The organism is Edaphobacter sp. (assembly GCF_035532915.1).
Lineage (GTDB): Bacteria > Acidobacteriota > Terriglobia > Terriglobales > Acidobacteriaceae > Edaphobacter.
In genome coordinates this window covers 1-14,670 of sequence record NZ_DATKQC010000382.1, presented here as the reverse complement: position 1 = coordinate 14,670, position 14,670 = coordinate 1, and the positions used below count along the sequence as shown (strand labels likewise).

The window sequence follows — 14,670 nt, the reverse complement described above, 5'->3', positions numbered from 1 at the left end:
AACGGCCCCTCATGAAATTCTCCGCGCTTGCTTTGCTGCTCCCGATGCTGACACCTCTGATTGCACAGCCCAGGTCCACCTGGCGTTCGGCGACACCCACAGAGTTGCAGAGCGTGCTGCCTGCTCGCGCGCAGGTTGAGAAAGAGCGGATCGAGACCGAGATGCGCACCGCCTCGGGCATCATCAACTCCCAGGGAAAGATCATCGCGGGAGTCGTTCTCATTACAGCTGGCTACTCTGCCGACGGAAAGTACTCGCACTACTTTCTGGTGCAGGCACCGATCACCATTGGGGACGTCGCTCTTCCTGCGGGCAACTATGTTCTGGGATGGCAGCGCGGCGAGGACACTCTCGATGTGAAATTCTATGACGCGGCAACCGGCGAGGAGCGAGGGACCGCGACGGCCCATCGCCTGCCCACAGGATCGCGTGTCGAATCCTTTCGCATCTGGCCTCCCTCCGATCACCCGATGATCCAGATTGGACGATTCGCCTTACAGTACACTCCGGGCTCTTAGACGCGACACCTGAACTGAATATCCACACAGCCGGTAGAACATTTGTTACCTTGGGTGGAGGTTCAATCCACGACTTCCGAGTACGTTCATGGCTAAAGTGAAATCCGCGGTAAAGCGATACTATCCAACTCCAGCTTTGGAAAAAGGCCTGGATATTCTGGAGCTCTTCGCGAGCACGCCCTCCGGGCTTACGGTCAGCGAGGTCGCACGCAAGCTGAACCGCACCGTCTCCGAAATCTTTCGCATGTTGCTTTGCCTGGAGCAGCGTGGATATCTGGCGCAATCTGCGAACAAGGAACGCTATCACCTCACGTTGCGGCTCTTTCGCCTGGGCCAGGAACATCCTCCGACCAAGCGGCTTGTCACCGAAGCGCTGCCCATGATGCATCAGGTGGCCCACGAGCTGCGCCAGTCGTGCCATCTGGGCGTCCTCGATGGCGGACACGTGGTGATTCTTGCCCAGGTCGATTCGCCGGAGTCCACCGGCTTTTATGTCAAGGTGGGTTCCAAAGTCGACCTGATGCACGCGGCGACAGGCCACGTCATTCTCGCGCATCAGGACCAGGACTCCTGCCAGCGGGCCGTCGATGAATGGACGCTTGAAACAAATAAGAAAAAGCCGGCGGACCTCGAAGAACATCTCGCGAAGATTCGTATCCGTGGATATGAGCGACGCGCCAGCTACGAAGTGACTGGCGTCGTCAACATCGGCTTCCCTATTCTCAATGCCCAGGGAAACGCCGTGGCAGGGCTCACCGTCCCTTACGTCAAGCGTATCGAGGATACGATCGGCATCCAGGAGATTATCGTCTCTCTGCGAAGAGCCAGCCGGCAGATATCAGAGGCAATTGGAGCTCTGTCGCCGCTCGAAGAGGAAGAGCAGAAGACGCTGAAGCGCGCGGCAAAGCCCAAAAAACCGCGGGCTGCGCTCGCTTAGCGCAAGATTTTATCGAGGCAGGCTTCAACCGCATGGGCCCACATCAGCCCATGTGCCTTGAATCCCCCTCGGTGAAGTGCATGCCTTTGCCATTGTCCTGCCGGTATTGCATCGTGAGCGTATCAGTGTCAGGACCCTCCAGCGCAACGCCGCTTTCCCACATGCAACGAACATAGAATTTCTACTTCACCAGCTCCCGGTAGTCCTCGCGTACCGGGGTGAAGACATCGAGCACCTCTGAAGCTTCGAGCGCTGCGGCCTGGTGTTCCACGTCGCCATCGACGATAAAGCTGTCTCCCGCGAACACGTCGAATGTCTTTCCTCCTAACATCCACTCGCAGGGCTCCGCTGACGACGTAGACCAGTTGATGATGCGGATGGCTGTGCCGTTGTCCGACCCAACCATGGTCAAAATAATGCCGAACCAGCATCAGCTCGTCGCTGTGAGCCAACACCTGTCGGGTCATGCCGGGCTCCGGCATGAAGCTCTGCGCCTCCTGGGTCCTTATCAGGCTCATCGATGCCTCGCTCTCAAAAAATGCAATACAAGATCCATCTATAAAGAGTATCCTTCTGCGCAGCATGGTTGCTGCCCACCCAACTGACCTACGCAAGGCTTTGGATGCGGACGAAATCGTCCCTTACTTTCAGCCTATCGTAGAACTGCGCACCGGCGTTCTTACTGGGTTCGAGGCGCTGGCGCGCTGGCGGCATCCGATTCAAGGCCCTGTCTCACCGGATGTATTCATTCCCCTTGCCGAAGAAAATGGGCTGATCGGCAGGTTGACTCGGAATCTATTGCGCCGAGTCTTTACTGTGGCTGCCACTCTTCCTGACAAGCTTTCCGTCTCATTCAACATCTCTCCGCTCCAATTTGGCGACCGCACTCTGTCGCAGCAGATCAGCTCGGCAGCTCAACGGGCAGGCTTTTCTCTTGAGCGTCTCGTTCTTGAGATTACAGAGAGCGCGCTCATCGGCAACATCGAGCAGGCACAGTCCATCGCCCAGGAGTTGAAAGCTCTCGGCGTATCCCTTGCTCTCGACGACTTCGGAACCGGCTACTCCAGCCTTCGCCATCTCCAGGCCCTTCCGTTCGACGAATTGAAGATCGACGCCAGCTTTGTTCGTGAGATGTCGGACAGGAAGGAGAGTCGGAAGATTGTGGCCGCGATCATCGGACTTGGCCACAGCCTGAGCCTTACCACCGTTGCCGAAGGCATTGAGACGACAGACCAGGCAGACATGCTCCTGCGTCTGGGCTGCGACATCGGGCAGGGATGGCTCTATGGTCCTCCCGTTCCTCCTGACGATCTCGCTGGATTTCTTTCGACTCAGTCGTTGTCACCCGCTTCCAGCGCCTCCACCACAAAGAAAGATGCCGATAACCTGCCCAACCTTGAGGCCATGCCCGCACAACGCCTCGCGCAACTGCAGGCCATCTACGAAGGCGCTCCTGTCGGCCTCTGCTTTCTCGATCGCAATCTGCGATATGTCAGTATCAACAAGCAGCTGGCCTTGATGAATGGAGTCTCGATTGCAGACCACCTTGGAAGGACCGTATCCGATGTGATTCCCGAGCTGTCCCCTCAGATTGATCCATATCTCCGTCGTGTCCTTCAAGGGGAAACCTTCACCGACCTTGAATTCACCAGCCCCAAAAAGAATGCCGACGGCATCGATCGCACCATGTTCGTCGCCTACCTTCCCGTGCTCGACGAAGCTAATGAGGTTGTAGGTGTCTCCGCCGCTGTCCTTGATATCACCAGCCGCAAGCTCATTGAGAAAGCGCTTCGAGAGAGTGAGGAGCACTACCGCGATTCGGTCGAACTGAATCCTCAGATTCCGTGGACCAGTGATGCGCAAGGCAGGATTCTCACCGCCGGTCCTCGCTGGGAGGAAGCGACCGGGTGGGCACGGGAAGAGGCGCTCGATCAGGGCTGGGTCAAGGCACTGCATCCAGCCGATGTGATCCGTACCCTGCGGCAGTGGGCGGAGTGCCTGCGAACCGGTGAGCCGATTGACGTCGAGTTTCGCGTTGGGCGAGGTGACGGCGCCTGGCGCTGGATGCGTTCCCGCGCCGCCCCGAGGCGAGATGCCACCGGTAAGATCGTTCGCTGGTATGGCACCGTCGAGGACATCGACGACCGTAAAAAAGCCGAGCGAGCACTCCGCGAAAGTGAGGCGCTACTGCGGGCGGTCTTTGACGCGGTGCCTGTGGGCCTCCTCATATCAGAGTCTCCCGGCAATCGCATCGTCATGCGCAATCCTCGCGCGGAAGCCATCTTCCAGCGTTCGATCCCGCTTGGCTCAAACATCGACAGCTATCGCCACGCGAATCTCTTCCACGCCGATGGAAGTCACTTCAAGCAGGAGGAATACCCTACGGAGCGGGCCGTCCAAGGCGGCGGGCGGACAGAGCCTGAAGACATTCTCTATCGGCGCGACGATGGCACCCAGGTCTGGATCAGGGTTACGGCAGCCCCGGTTCATGGGAAAAATGGGGGGATTGCAGGAGCCGTAGTCTCGATTCAGGACATTGGAAAAGCTGCCCAGGAGAAGCAGAGACTACTCGATCGCATCAAAGAATTAGAAGAACAACTGAAGAGCCGTTCCTAACCACCCAGCTTCGTGAAGCGCATCCGCGGGGATAGGTTTCGACGGCGCTCACTTCGGTTTGCGTTCTAATGTTTGATGAGCCACATCAGCCAACTGCCCGCAACCGTCCCCACTACAAACAGTGCGAAGCAGAACGCGCCAAAGCGGATCATCATCCGCGGCTGGGCCCGTTGGGTAATGCCGAACACGATGGATGTGAACAGAGAGAACAATAGAACGGCGTCAAAGTGCGTAATCGTCATGAAGCCTTCCTTCCGGTCGCCAGCGAATGCGCATCCACCGCGGCAATCACGTTCAGCAGGCCAGCCACCACCATGAACTTCGTTCCGTAGTCAGCCGAAACTGTCACGACCGCCACCTGGCCAAGATCGAAGAGCTTCGCCACGACGTAGAGCAACCCGGTTCCCAGATCGCCTGCGAAGTTGAGAATGTCCAACAGGTCGCCCGTATTCGGCGAGTAGATCTTGCCCTGCAGCGCGACGCCAAGGCTGAACATCAGCACAAGGCTCACAAATAGCAGCAATCCCCGCACCCACTTGCCCACCATAAAGTGACCGGCACCGGGAACCAGCCATCCGGCAATCAACACCAGAAGCGCCATCGAAGAAGACCTGCCAGCGGCGCGCGCTGGGACTTGTACAGTGTTCGCCATTTCAGTAGCCATCATAGCAGTTACACCCTCACCAGTTCCGTCTGAATACGGCCAGTTATCTCGGCCTTGCCTGCCTGCGCGATCATATCGACCTCGCTCCGCACCCCAAACTCTCCGGGGAAGTAGATCCCTGGCTCGACCGAAAAGCAGGTATTGGGCAGAATCAGCCGCTCGTCGTGGGTCTCGAGATTATCCAGATTTGCGCCGTTTCCATGGAGTACCGGACCGATATTGTGCCCTGTCCGGTGCGTAAACCACTCCGCAAACCCGGCCTGCCGGATTACACCGCGTGCAGCATCGTCCGGCTCCCATCCGGCAATCGGTCGACCTGCGGCGAATGCCTCGCGCACCTTGGTCACCGCTGCGTCACGGGCATCGCGCACGATCGCGAATATCGTCTGCTCCCGCTCTGTGGGCTCGCGGTCCACCACCCCGGTCCAGGTGATGTCGTAAAAACAGGCGTTGGCGCGCTCCAGCTTCGCCCATATATCGATCAACACGAAGTCGCCACGTCGAATCGGCTTCGAATTGGCCGCGCTCGGCTCATAGTGCGAATCGGCGGAGTTCGCGCCGACGCTTACATTGGGGCCGTGGTCCCAGAGCAATCCTTCGCGTCCCATCGCCTCGCAGAAATACTCGACCATGGCAAATTCGCTGGTGCCGCCCGCCCGCACCCTGCTCCCCATCTCCTTCCAGCCAGCGGCCAGAATCGCGTCGATCTTTTGCTGCGCCACAAAATGGGTAGCAATCTGGTCCTGGGTCAGCACTGCCTCAAACTGGCTGACCAGATTGGCCGAGCTGACGATCTCCTTGCCCATTGACCGCAGCAGCTCGACTGTACCCGCGTCGACCAGCGAGATGTACATGATGGCGTTTCGCGGCGAGTATTGCATGGCGATCCTCGTCTGACCTGCCAGCATCGTCTCCAACTGCTGCTCGAGTTCCTGCCACGACGAATATGCCGCCTTCACCCCCGGCAGCGCGTCCAGCTTCCCGGCCTCGATCCGATGCACCAGCTTCTTCGGCTCGCCCACTGCGGGAATCAGATAAAACCACCGCCGCGAGACCAGCGCACCCTCGTTCAGCCCTAGAATTCTGTAGGCGAGAGGGTCCCGGTAGTGATGGTCATAGAAGAGCCATCCGTCCAGTTTCTGGTCACGAAGAGCGGCTTGAATCGCGGCAATATCCATGCGCTCATTTTATTCTGCTTCGCCCGCTCGCCACTAGCTGTACTTGAGCCAGCGCAGGATTTCGGGGAGGGTAGGCTTCTTGCCGTACATCAGGATGCCGACGCGGTAGATACGGCTCGCGACCCAGAGAATCCCATAGATCGTGACCAGCATCAGCCCAATCGAAAGCGCGATCTGCCACACCGGCACCGCCGTCAGAGAAAGGCGCAGGTACATGATCAGCGGAGTCATAAATGGAATGAGCGAGAGGATCGTCGACAGAACCGAGTTCGGGTTGGTGACGATGATGCCAAGGGCGAAGAAGCAGCAGGCCAGCGGCATCACCAGGAACATATTGAGCTGCTGCAACTCCTGCTCTGAGTTGGTCATCGCACCGAGAGCGGCGGCGATGCTGGCATAGAGCATGAAGCCGAGCACAAAGAAGACCACGAAGAAGACGATCTGCATGGCGCTGAGCGAGACGTGCACATCGCCTCCCGCGATCGACGACACCAGCGACGTGCTGGTAAGCAGGATGGCAGCGATCAACCAGATAAATACCTGGGTCAGCCCGACCGAGCCTACGCCAAGCATCTTTCCTGCCATCATCTCTTCGGGCTTGATGGTGGCGAGCAGCACTTCGAAGACACGCGAGGTCTTCTCTTCGATAATCGAGCGTGCGACGTTCATGCCATACAGCATGATGACGAAGTACATCAGGAAGAACAGCACATAGATCGCGATGAAGGTAGACGTGGTATCGGCGTTCTTCCCTGCCTGCGTCGTGTCCACCTCAACCGGCTGCATCAGCGAGTTGACGTCGGAGGCCACCATTCCCTGGTGCGACAGCCGTTCGCGCACAAGAACAGTACGCAATGCCGAGCCGATGGCGCCTTTGGTGGAGATGTCGCCTGCAGAGCGCGGCGTATACGCGAAGGAAGGACGCGCATTGGACTGCGTGGCTGGAGTGATCCACAGATAGCCGTCCAAGCTCTTGTTCGCAAGCTCGCCATCAAGGATGCTGCGGGTCTCGGTGCCCGGAGGCGAGATGACGTCGACCGTCATCCTGCTGTCTTTCCCGTTCTCCAGTTCGGCCTGCAGATCGGTGGCAAGCTGCTGATCGTGGGAGACGACGGCGATATGCGAAGTGGACCTGGCGTGAGCGCTGGTGACGGCTTCGACGACGATTCCGCCGCCCATCAACAGCGGGAAGAGGATGGTGAAGAAGAGAAAGGCCTTGGTGCGGATGCGTTCGAGATACTCACGCTTTGCGATCAGCCAGACGTTATGCATCGACCTTGCCTCCAACTTTTTCTATGAATATCTCTTCGAGCGTAGGTTCCTTGACCTCGAAGCGGTGGATGCGGGTACCGCGCTGGACGGCATCGGCCAGCAGCGGCTGCGCGTCGGGGGCAACTCCGTCGACGGTGCGCAGCTTGATCTCCGCGCGGCCGCTGTAAGTCTTGGCCTCTTCGATGGAAGGATGCTGAAGGAAGCCGGTATCTCCTTCAAAGAGCATCTCGACCCGGTTGCGCGGGTAATGCGCCTTGATCTCCCGCATCGTGCCGGACAGGACGAGGTTGCCATTGTGGATGAGCGAGATGGAGTCGCAGAGTTTCTCGATCTGGTCCATGCGGTGGGTCGAAAATAAAATGGTTCTCCCCTGAGCGCGAAGGTCGACGAGCGTATCCTGCAGGATTGTGGCGTTGACGGGATCGAGGCCGCTGAAGGGCTCGTCCATGATGATGAGCTCAGGCTCATGCAGCAGGGTCGAGATGAACTGAATCTTCTGCTGCATTCCCTTGGAGAGCTCTTCGGTCTTTTTGCCGATGGAAGCAGAGATGCCGAGCCGCTCGCACCACTCATGAGCGCGCTTACTGGCAGTGGCCGCATTGAGACCGTGGAGCTGGCCCAGAAAGATGAGCTGGTCCATGACCTTCATCTTTTTATAGAGGCCGCGTTCCTCGGGCAGGTAGCCGACCCGATGAAGGTTCTTGCGCGTAAACGGCTGCCCGAAGAGGTTGATCGAGCCGGAATCGGGCACGGTGATGCCGATCATCATGCGGATGCTGGAGGTTTTTCCAGAGCCGTTGGGGCCGAGAAGACCGAACATGGTACCGGGTTCGATGTTGAAGCTGATGTCGTTTACGGCGACTTTCGTGTCGTAGACCTTGCGGACTTTCTGGAGCTCGACGATGGGCATGGGTTCTCTTAATGTCAAGTTTAGCAGGGGCGATTGCGAGGGGGGGCCGGCTTCTTGGTAGCATCGCTTTGTGCTGGAACTATCGACCCCCATTAAATACGTGAAGCGCGTGGGCGAGCGCGTCGCCGATGCGCTGGCGAAACGCGGGGTAGAGACCGTCGAGGACCTGCTGTATCACCTACCATTTCGCTATGAGGACAGGCTGAATCCGCTGCCGATCAGTGGACTGACAGCGGGAGCGATGGCCAGCGTGATTGGCGAGGTGCGCGGCACCGTGCTGCTGCGGACGCGCAACATGCCGCTCTTTGAGATGACTGTTGGTCAGGGTCTGAGCACCATAAAGTGCATGTGGTTCCACGGAGAGTACCTGCGCGACAAGTTTCGCGTGGGGCAGATGGTGGCACTCTACGGACGGGTCGAGGCGTCGCGGTCTACTGCCGGGCGGTTCAAGATGATTCAGCCGCAGTTTGAGATTCTGCCGACGAAGGATGGGCCGGAGGCAGAGTTTGTACGACTGGAGATGGGGAGGATTGTTCCCGTCTATGAGTTTCTGGGCGGAACGACGGCATGGGGCGCGAAGCTGACCTCGCGGTGGCTGCGGCGCGTGCTCTGGGGAATCTTTGAGGAGCTGGAAGAGAAGACGGGCGCGGTTTCGGAGACGCTGCCACAGGCATTGCTGGAGCGTCTGAGGCTGCCGGGAAGGATGGAGGCGCTGCGATCGATCCACTTTCCCGAAGCTGGGACACCAATGGTAGAGCTGATGTCGGCGGCAACACCGGGGCATCGTCGTCTGATCTTTGAAGAGCTGTTTTATCTGGAGCTGGGACTCGAGCTGAAACGGCGCAGGATGCGCGAGCGCGAGGGCACGGCGTTTGTGACCAATGTAAAAGTCCGCGAGGCGATCAAGCAGGTGCTGCCATTTCATCCGACAGCCGCGCAAAAGCGGGTGCTTGGAGAGATCGCCAGCGACATGCGCAAGCCGCAGCCGATGCGGCGGCTCTTGCAGGGCGATGTGGGTTCGGGCAAGACGATTGTCGCCATGCAGGCTGCACTGGTGGCGATTGAGAACGGCTATCAGACAGCGCTGATGGCGCCCACAGAGATTCTGGCGACGCAACATTATCTGTCTGCGCGAAAACTGCTGGGGAATGTGCTTTCGCCGAGGACCGGCAAACCTTATCGCGTGACGCTGCTGACGGGGTCGCTCGATGAAGCGACAAAGCGAGAGGCGCGAGGCAAGATCTTTCGCGGAGAGACAGACCTCGCGATAGGGACGCATGCGCTGATCGAAGACAAAGTCGATTTTGAAAACCTTGGCCTGGTGATTGTCGATGAACAGCACCGCTTCGGCGTACAGCAACGGTTCCGCCTGATGAAGAAGGACACCGCGCTTGACCCCGATGTGCTCGTGATGACGGCAACACCGATTCCGCGGACGCTGGCGCTGACGCTTTACGGCGACCTCGATGCGAGCGTGATCGATGAACTGCCGCCGGGGCGGACTCCAATTGTTACGCGGAGGACAACGGAGGAACGAGCCGAGGATGTCTGGGGATTTGTGCGGAAGCAGGTTGCGGCTGGGAGACAAGCCTATATTGTCTATCCGGTGATCGAGGGAGCGAAGGATGATCAGCCGGAGCTGGATTTTGCGCAGGATGTGGCTGCGGAAACTGCGCCCGATGAAAAATCTTTAAAGGGAAAGAAAAAAGTAAAGCCAGCGAAGACGGAGAAGTTGTTCGAGCCGAAGAAGGCGCTCCGCGCTGCCAGCGATATGTATGAGGAGTTGCGCCATGGAGCGCTGGAGGAGCTGCGGCTCGGCTTATTGCATGGGCGTTTGAGCGCAGACAACAAAGAGGTCGCTATGCGGCGGTTTCAGCGTGGCGATACCGATGTGTTAATTGCTACGACCGTGATCGAAGTTGGCGTGGATGTGCCGAACGCTTCGGTCATGGTGATTGAACATGCAGAGCGGTTTGGATTGGCGCAGATGCACCAACTGCGCGGACGCGTTGGACGCGGGGCAGCGAAGAGCTACTGCATCCTGATGACCGGCAGCAAGGTGAGCGAACAGGCTGAGGCCAGGCTGGATGCGATGGTGCGGACACAGAATGGCTTCGAGTTGGCCGAGCTTGATCTACAGCAGCGCGGGCCGGGAGAGTTCTTCGGCACGCGGCAGGCTGGGCTGCCGGAGTTTCGTGTGGCGAATCTGATGCGCGACCGCATACTGCTGGAGTTGGCTAAAAAAGAGGCTGGACGGTTTGCGGAGCAGCCCGATCCGGCGGTTTCACACGAAGAGACAGAAGCGGTGTGGGCCAGGCTGAAGCAGCAGTGGCAGAGGCGGTATGGACTGGTCGAGGCCTGAAGCACAGGCAGCCACAGGAACAAGGGCAAAATATAGGGGCCTCTCCACTACGCAGCGCACGATGAACCATGCGCTGCTTCAGTTGGGGTGACGTGGTTGAGTGCTTGAAGAAGTCTATGACGCCACAGAGGTGAGCATCACAGGGTGTGCCGGCTGCAGGACGAACGCCTTCTTGGGGCCGCGCTTGCGGGCTACGAGCACACGGATGCGTTCGATCATCTCGGCAGCAGAACATGCTCCCTTGGGCAGAAAGACATCGGCGGAGCAGGCACGGTCGAAGGCATTGACGGTGCCCGAGACGATCATCGCAGGCAGGCCAGGGTGAAGCTGCTTCGCGCGACGGACGAGTTCATTGCCGTCCATCTGTGGCATCAGAAGATCGCAGAGAAGAAGATCGAGTGCCCCAGGGGCCGACTGTTGGACGATATCGAGCGCTTGTTGCGCGCTGTTGACAGAGATGACGCGGTAGCCACGGGTCTCAAGTAGAAATGTGCGGACAGAGAGTACTTGTTCGTTGTCGTCGACACAGAGGATCGTCTTCTTAGGGCGCATGCGGTCTCACATTCTGCCGGACTCCACGGGTAGGGCGGATCGCGGCCGATAGGCCAGAGTTGGGGCACCTGCTGGTTTGCAGACGCTCCAATCTGGAGTGTTGAACGTTCCCCGCGGTGCAGCGCATCGCCCGGTACATGCTCCGGAGCGTAGGGGGCCGGCTGCTCCGGAAGAGCGGCAGGAACGAGCGCAAAGCTCTCCTGTCCGCTCCACGAAGGAACAGTGCCACCAGTCTGGCAAACGATGCAGCCGGACCGCGGGTGTGAGAGAGGCCGTGTGCGCGCAGGTTGCCACGCGACTCCGCGGGCGCAAGGGATCGGTCTGCTGCGGATGCAGTGAAATCGAAGCCGGACGAACCGGATCGACTTCACTGCGTTGCAGGCAGCGATGGTGCGTGCGGGGAGGCGCGACTGCGGACAGTCGATACCTTCTCTCAACTCAAATTGTCAGAAAACCAGGCGAAAGCAATTTCGTTCCGTCAAGGCGTCCTCATACGTTGCGTGTGAAGACGTCGTTAACGCTTGCCAAGAGTAGGAAGGATTCGCGATCAATGCAATGGCGAAGTTTGAGCGAAGACGGAAGATATTTGCGCTTGCGCATCCACCGCTTGCTGCAAACCTGCATGAACACTGGCGATTCATGTTACAGTCCTGTTGAAATCTGGTGCATCACGGCAGGAAAAGGCGTCCCATTGCAACGGGAATGGTGCGTCCGCCGACGAACACTTCGGACACAACTTCTCCAGCAATTGTTGCGCTGACATGAATGCGGCTCGGACGAAGCATCTCGATCCCCTGCTCGATGACGACTTGCTGCCCGCTCTCGGCGAGGCCGTGACGAACAAGATAGGCAATCGTGCAGCCGGAGGCAGAACCGGTGGCGGGGTCTTCTCCGTTGTAGAACTGCATGCGAGCATGCCAGTCCGCGCCTGAGGCTGCATCCGCACGAGTGATGCAGTGAAAGAACTTTGCGTCGCTCCGCTCAAGATAAGCACTCGCCTTCTGCTTTGGAATCTCCAACCGCCTTGCAACGGCCAGCGACTTCAACGGAACGATGCAGAAGGCCATCCCGGTGGAGACAGTCTGAACAGGAAGATCAGCATCAAGGTCATTGAGGGAGAGTCCGAGCGTATCGGCGACGGTTACGCGATCATGAATTTCGCCGAAAGTTGGATCGTTCTGCCTCATCGTGCCGTAGACCCCCAGCTCTCCTTCTGCCGGACCACGGAAGCGTACCGGAATCGGGCCTACGCGAAGGTCGAGCGTAATCTGCTCCGCGCCGCGAAGAGTGACATGATTTGCGTAGAGCCAGCTGGCGGTACCGAGGGTAGGATGCCCGGCGAACTGTAGTTCTTCCGCAACGGTAAAGATGCGAACCTGAATGCCGCGTTCGCGCTCGACCTCCGCCTCACGCGGAAGGATGAAAGCGGTTTCGGAGAGATTTGTTTCGCGGGCAAGCGCCTGCATCTCGTCGTCTGAGAGACCGCGGGTGTCCGTAAAGATGGCAAGCTGGTTGCCTTGGAGAGGCCGCTCGGCGAAGACATCCACAAGAGCGTAGTCAAACACGCGTGCCGCCGCGATGGCCGGTGCAGATATTTGCTGTGTAACTGATTGATTTGACATCGAAGCTCCCCGGACGTATGTTTTTGGTAGACCGCAAATGGGCACAACAGCTCCATGCTAGCTCGGCTGGCAGCGGTACAAAAGATTAGCTATGACGATTATGCCCAACACGAACTCCACGATTGGCTGCTGCTGTTGCTGTCGGCGGGGGTGGGTGTGCGCATAAACGGATCGTAGCAGGTAGCTTTTACAGATTCGAGCAGCACAGAACCCACCCGAGCCAACGAGCCGGGTGGGTTTTTACTGGATCAAAGAGCTCCAAATCAACATCCGGTAAACGCTCGAGGCAGTTGTAACTCCGGTAGTCGTTCGTTGGATAAAACTCTGAGAAGAATATCTGAAGAAGAAAGAGGAAAAAATGTCACTCCGCATCAATGATGAAGCTCCCAATTTCACTGCTGAGACTACGCAAGGCACAATCGACTTTCACGAATGGATCGGCGACAACTGGGCAATTCTGTTCTCGCACCCCAAAGACTTCACCCCGGTCTGCACCACCGAACTTGGCACTATGGCCGGCCTTGAAGGTGAGTTCCAGAAGCGAGGCACCAAGATCATCGGGCTCAGCGTCGACCCCGCCAGCAGCCATGCCAAGTGGGCGATCGACATCGAAGAGACCCAGGGACATAAGGTGAACTACCCGATGATCGGCGATCCGGAGCTGAAGGTGGCCAAGCTGTACAACATGCTTCCTGCCGATGCCGGCAACACCTCCGAAGGCCGCACCCCTGCCGGAAACGCCGCCGTACGCACCGTCTTCGTGATCGGCCCCGACAAGAAGATCAAGCTGATGCTCGCCTATCCCATGAGCACCGGACGCAACTTCGACGAGATCATTCGCGTCCTCGATTCCATCCAGTTGACCACGAAGCACAAGGTCTCCACCCCTGCGAACTGGAAGAATGGCGATAACGTCATCCTCGCCGGCACGGTATCCGACGAAGAGGGTCAGAAGCTGTATCCCGATAGCTTCAAGAAGATCAACTCCTACATCCGAACGGTTGCGCAGCCTAAATAAGTCGTACGCTGTAAAAGGCCGCCACGTAGTCAGACTGCGTGGCGGCAAGCATATCGAGAGCGAAGGTGAGCAGCGATGGCCGAATCACGCATCCCACGAATAATGGAGCCGGCGCCGGACTTTGAGGCCAAAAGCACGCATGGGCTCATCCGCCTGAGCGACTACACCTCCCGGGGCAAGTGGGTATTGCTGTTTTCGCATCCTGCAGACTTCACTCCCGTTTGCTCGACCGAGTTCATCGAGTTTGCACGACGATACGACGATTTCGAAAAGATCAATGTCCAGCTGATCGGCGTCTCAATCGATTCGGTGTTTTCGCACATCGCCTGGGTGCGTGACCTGGAACAGATTGGCGGGATTCAGGTGAAGTTCCCCGTGATCGCCGACCTTGACCAGAAGGTCTCGTCAGCCTATGGACTGGTGCACGAGGCCGCAGCAGACACGGCAACGGTTCGCGCAGTGTTTGCCATTGATCCCAAGGGCTCGGTTCGTGCGCTGATCTACTACCCTATGCAGCTTGGTCGAAATATCGATGAACTGTTCCGCGTGTTTCAGGCGCTGCAAACTGCCGATGACAATGGAGTATCGTGTCCCGCCAACTGGCGTCCCGGACAGCCGGTGATCGTAGCTGCCCCTGCAACGGTGGAAGATGCCGCTAAACGGACCAGCGGTGCAGCAAGCGGGTTGAATGTACAAAGCTGGTACCTTTCAAAGAAAGATCTCCCCATCGCAAAGTAATAAAAAATAGGTAAGATGAAGACAGGCATCCAGGCTTACTTTCTTACGGATTTATAACGAGAGAAGATAATCCAGATCACGTATGTCGAGCTTGATTGAAGCTGGCAACGATGAGCACCGATGGCGAAGTGGTTAACGCGCTGGTCTGCAAAACCAGTATTCATGGGTTCAAATCCCATTCGGTGCTCCAAAATTTTCCGGACTGCTAGCTGAGCGGAAGATCAATTTGAGCTTGACAAACTTTCGCAATCAACGCATCTCCTCTCAATACGATAACTGGGCG

14 protein-coding genes and 1 tRNA gene are annotated in these 14,670 nt (G+C 58.1%); 7 read left to right on the top strand and 8 right to left on the bottom strand.

Annotated elements, in window-relative coordinates; genetic code table 11:
• Nucleotides 1–11 precede the first annotated feature (11 nt).
• Together VMU57_RS18270 and VMU57_RS18265 are read left to right on the top strand one after the other, a co-directional pair.
• The gene (locus VMU57_RS18270; RefSeq protein WP_325386041.1) at nt 12–518 is read left to right on the top strand and encodes a hypothetical protein; all 507 of its coding nucleotides are present in this window, start codon (nt 12–14) and stop codon (nt 516–518) included.
• 88 nt (nt 519–606) lie between these two features.
• A complete protein-coding gene (locus VMU57_RS18265) occupies nt 607–1,455 on the top strand; it encodes an IclR family transcriptional regulator (RefSeq protein WP_325386039.1) in 849 nt (282 codons plus the stop codon).
• A gap of 181 nt (nt 1,456–1,636) precedes the next feature.
• Here the strand turns inward: VMU57_RS18265 and VMU57_RS18260 are convergent, their stop codons facing one another.
• On the bottom strand, nt 1,637–1,861 hold the full coding sequence (locus VMU57_RS18260) for a hypothetical protein (RefSeq protein ID WP_325386037.1): 225 nt from the start codon (nt 1,859–1,861) through the stop codon (nt 1,637–1,639).
• A gap of 176 nt (nt 1,862–2,037) precedes the next feature.
• Between VMU57_RS18260 and VMU57_RS18255 the strand changes: the two genes are divergently transcribed.
• The gene (locus VMU57_RS18255) at nt 2,038–4,071 is read left to right on the top strand and encodes an EAL domain-containing protein (protein WP_325386035.1); all 2,034 of its coding nucleotides are present in this window, start codon (nt 2,038–2,040) and stop codon (nt 4,069–4,071) included.
• Nucleotides 4,072–4,136: 65 nt separating this feature from the next.
• On the opposite strand, the gene VMU57_RS18250 is transcribed toward VMU57_RS18255, so the two are convergent.
• From VMU57_RS18250 to VMU57_RS18230, 5 genes are read right to left on the bottom strand one after another with little or no spacing between them, the layout of a single operon-like run.
• Complete coding sequence (locus VMU57_RS18250) at nt 4,137–4,313, bottom strand: hypothetical protein (RefSeq protein ID WP_325386033.1); 177 nt, start codon at nt 4,311–4,313, stop codon at nt 4,137–4,139.
• Entirely contained in the window at nt 4,310–4,723 is a 414-nt protein-coding gene (locus tag VMU57_RS18245) for a DUF6677 family protein (RefSeq protein WP_325386031.1), read from the bottom strand. Before VMU57_RS18245 ends, VMU57_RS18250 begins: the two co-directional genes overlap by 4 nt.
• Nucleotides 4,724–4,743: 20 nt before the next feature.
• On the bottom strand, nt 4,744–5,913 hold the full coding sequence (locus VMU57_RS18240; RefSeq protein WP_325386029.1) for a M24 family metallopeptidase: 1,170 nt from the start codon (nt 5,911–5,913) through the stop codon (nt 4,744–4,746).
• Nucleotides 5,914–5,946: 33 nt separating this feature from the next.
• On the bottom strand, nt 5,947–7,185 hold the full coding sequence (locus VMU57_RS18235; RefSeq protein WP_325386027.1) for an ABC transporter permease: 1,239 nt from the start codon (nt 7,183–7,185) through the stop codon (nt 5,947–5,949).
• Nucleotides 7,178–8,095, bottom strand: coding sequence for an ABC transporter ATP-binding protein (locus VMU57_RS18230; RefSeq protein WP_325386024.1), 918 nt, complete (start codon nt 8,093–8,095; stop codon nt 7,178–7,180). The genes VMU57_RS18235 and VMU57_RS18230 overlap by 8 nt, the downstream gene beginning before the upstream one ends.
• Before the next feature lie 70 nt (nt 8,096–8,165).
• On the opposite strand from VMU57_RS18230, the gene recG reads away from it, so the two are divergent.
• Nucleotides 8,166–10,457, top strand: coding sequence for an ATP-dependent DNA helicase RecG (gene recG, locus VMU57_RS18225; protein WP_325386022.1), 2,292 nt, complete (start codon nt 8,166–8,168; stop codon nt 10,455–10,457).
• Nucleotides 10,458–10,571: 114 nt separating this feature from the next.
• Here recG and VMU57_RS18220 read toward each other — a convergent pair whose 3' ends face one another.
• Together VMU57_RS18220 and VMU57_RS18215 are read right to left on the bottom strand one after the other, a co-directional pair.
• Nucleotides 10,572–11,009, bottom strand: coding sequence for a response regulator (locus tag VMU57_RS18220; RefSeq protein ID WP_325386020.1), 438 nt, complete (start codon nt 11,007–11,009; stop codon nt 10,572–10,574).
• A 668-nt stretch (nt 11,010–11,677) separates the two neighbouring features.
• Complete coding sequence (locus tag VMU57_RS18215; RefSeq protein WP_325386018.1) at nt 11,678–12,631, bottom strand: PhzF family phenazine biosynthesis protein; 954 nt, start codon at nt 12,629–12,631, stop codon at nt 11,678–11,680.
• A gap of 358 nt (nt 12,632–12,989) precedes the next feature.
• On the opposite strand from VMU57_RS18215, the gene VMU57_RS18210 reads away from it, so the two are divergent.
• The 3 genes from VMU57_RS18210 (at nt 12,990) to VMU57_RS18200 (ending at nt 14,577) form a co-directional block, all read left to right on the top strand.
• Nucleotides 12,990–13,649 carry a peroxiredoxin gene (locus VMU57_RS18210; RefSeq protein ID WP_325386016.1) on the top strand — a complete coding sequence of 220 codons (660 nt, stop codon included), beginning with the start codon at nt 12,990–12,992 and terminating at the stop codon, nt 13,647–13,649.
• A 75-nt stretch (nt 13,650–13,724) separates the two neighbouring features.
• Nucleotides 13,725–14,387: a peroxiredoxin gene (locus tag VMU57_RS18205; RefSeq protein WP_325386014.1), complete on the top strand. Its 663-nt coding sequence runs from the start codon at nt 13,725–13,727 to the stop codon at nt 14,385–14,387.
• A 114-nt stretch (nt 14,388–14,501) separates the two neighbouring features.
• Nucleotides 14,502–14,577: transfer RNA gene (locus VMU57_RS18200), tRNA-Cys, on the top strand.
• Nucleotides 14,578–14,670 lie beyond the last annotated feature (93 nt).

What these genes read in the sequence shown, in the direction of transcription:
- VMU57_RS18270 (WP_325386041.1), top strand. Translation starts at nt 12, where the DNA reads ATGAAATTCTCCGCGCTTGCTTTGCTGCTCCCGATGCTGACACCTCTG.
- VMU57_RS18265 (WP_325386039.1), top strand. Translation starts at nt 607, where the DNA reads ATGGCTAAAGTGAAATCCGCGGTAAAGCGATACTATCCAACTCCAGCT.
- VMU57_RS18260 (WP_325386037.1), bottom strand. Translation starts at nt 1,861, where the DNA reads ATGGTTGGGTCGGACAACGGCACAGCCATCCGCATCATCAACTGGTCT.
- VMU57_RS18255 (WP_325386035.1), top strand. Translation starts at nt 2,038, where the DNA reads ATGGTTGCTGCCCACCCAACTGACCTACGCAAGGCTTTGGATGCGGAC.
- VMU57_RS18250 (WP_325386033.1), bottom strand. Translation starts at nt 4,313, where the DNA reads ATGACGATTACGCACTTTGACGCCGTTCTATTGTTCTCTCTGTTCACA.
- VMU57_RS18245 (WP_325386031.1), bottom strand. Translation starts at nt 4,723, where the DNA reads ATGGCGAACACTGTACAAGTCCCAGCGCGCGCCGCTGGCAGGTCTTCT.
- VMU57_RS18240 (WP_325386029.1), bottom strand. Translation starts at nt 5,913, where the DNA reads ATGGATATTGCCGCGATTCAAGCCGCTCTTCGTGACCAGAAACTGGAC.
- VMU57_RS18235 (WP_325386027.1), bottom strand. Translation starts at nt 7,185, where the DNA reads ATGCATAACGTCTGGCTGATCGCAAAGCGTGAGTATCTCGAACGCATC.
- VMU57_RS18230 (WP_325386024.1), bottom strand. Translation starts at nt 8,095, where the DNA reads ATGCCCATCGTCGAGCTCCAGAAAGTCCGCAAGGTCTACGACACGAAA.
- VMU57_RS18220 (WP_325386020.1), bottom strand. Translation starts at nt 11,009, where the DNA reads ATGCGCCCTAAGAAGACGATCCTCTGTGTCGACGACAACGAACAAGTA.
- VMU57_RS18215 (WP_325386018.1), bottom strand. Translation starts at nt 12,631, where the DNA reads ATGTCAAATCAATCAGTTACACAGCAAATATCTGCACCGGCCATCGCG.
- VMU57_RS18210 (WP_325386016.1), top strand. Translation starts at nt 12,990, where the DNA reads ATGTCACTCCGCATCAATGATGAAGCTCCCAATTTCACTGCTGAGACT.
- VMU57_RS18205 (WP_325386014.1), top strand. Translation starts at nt 13,725, where the DNA reads ATGGCCGAATCACGCATCCCACGAATAATGGAGCCGGCGCCGGACTTT.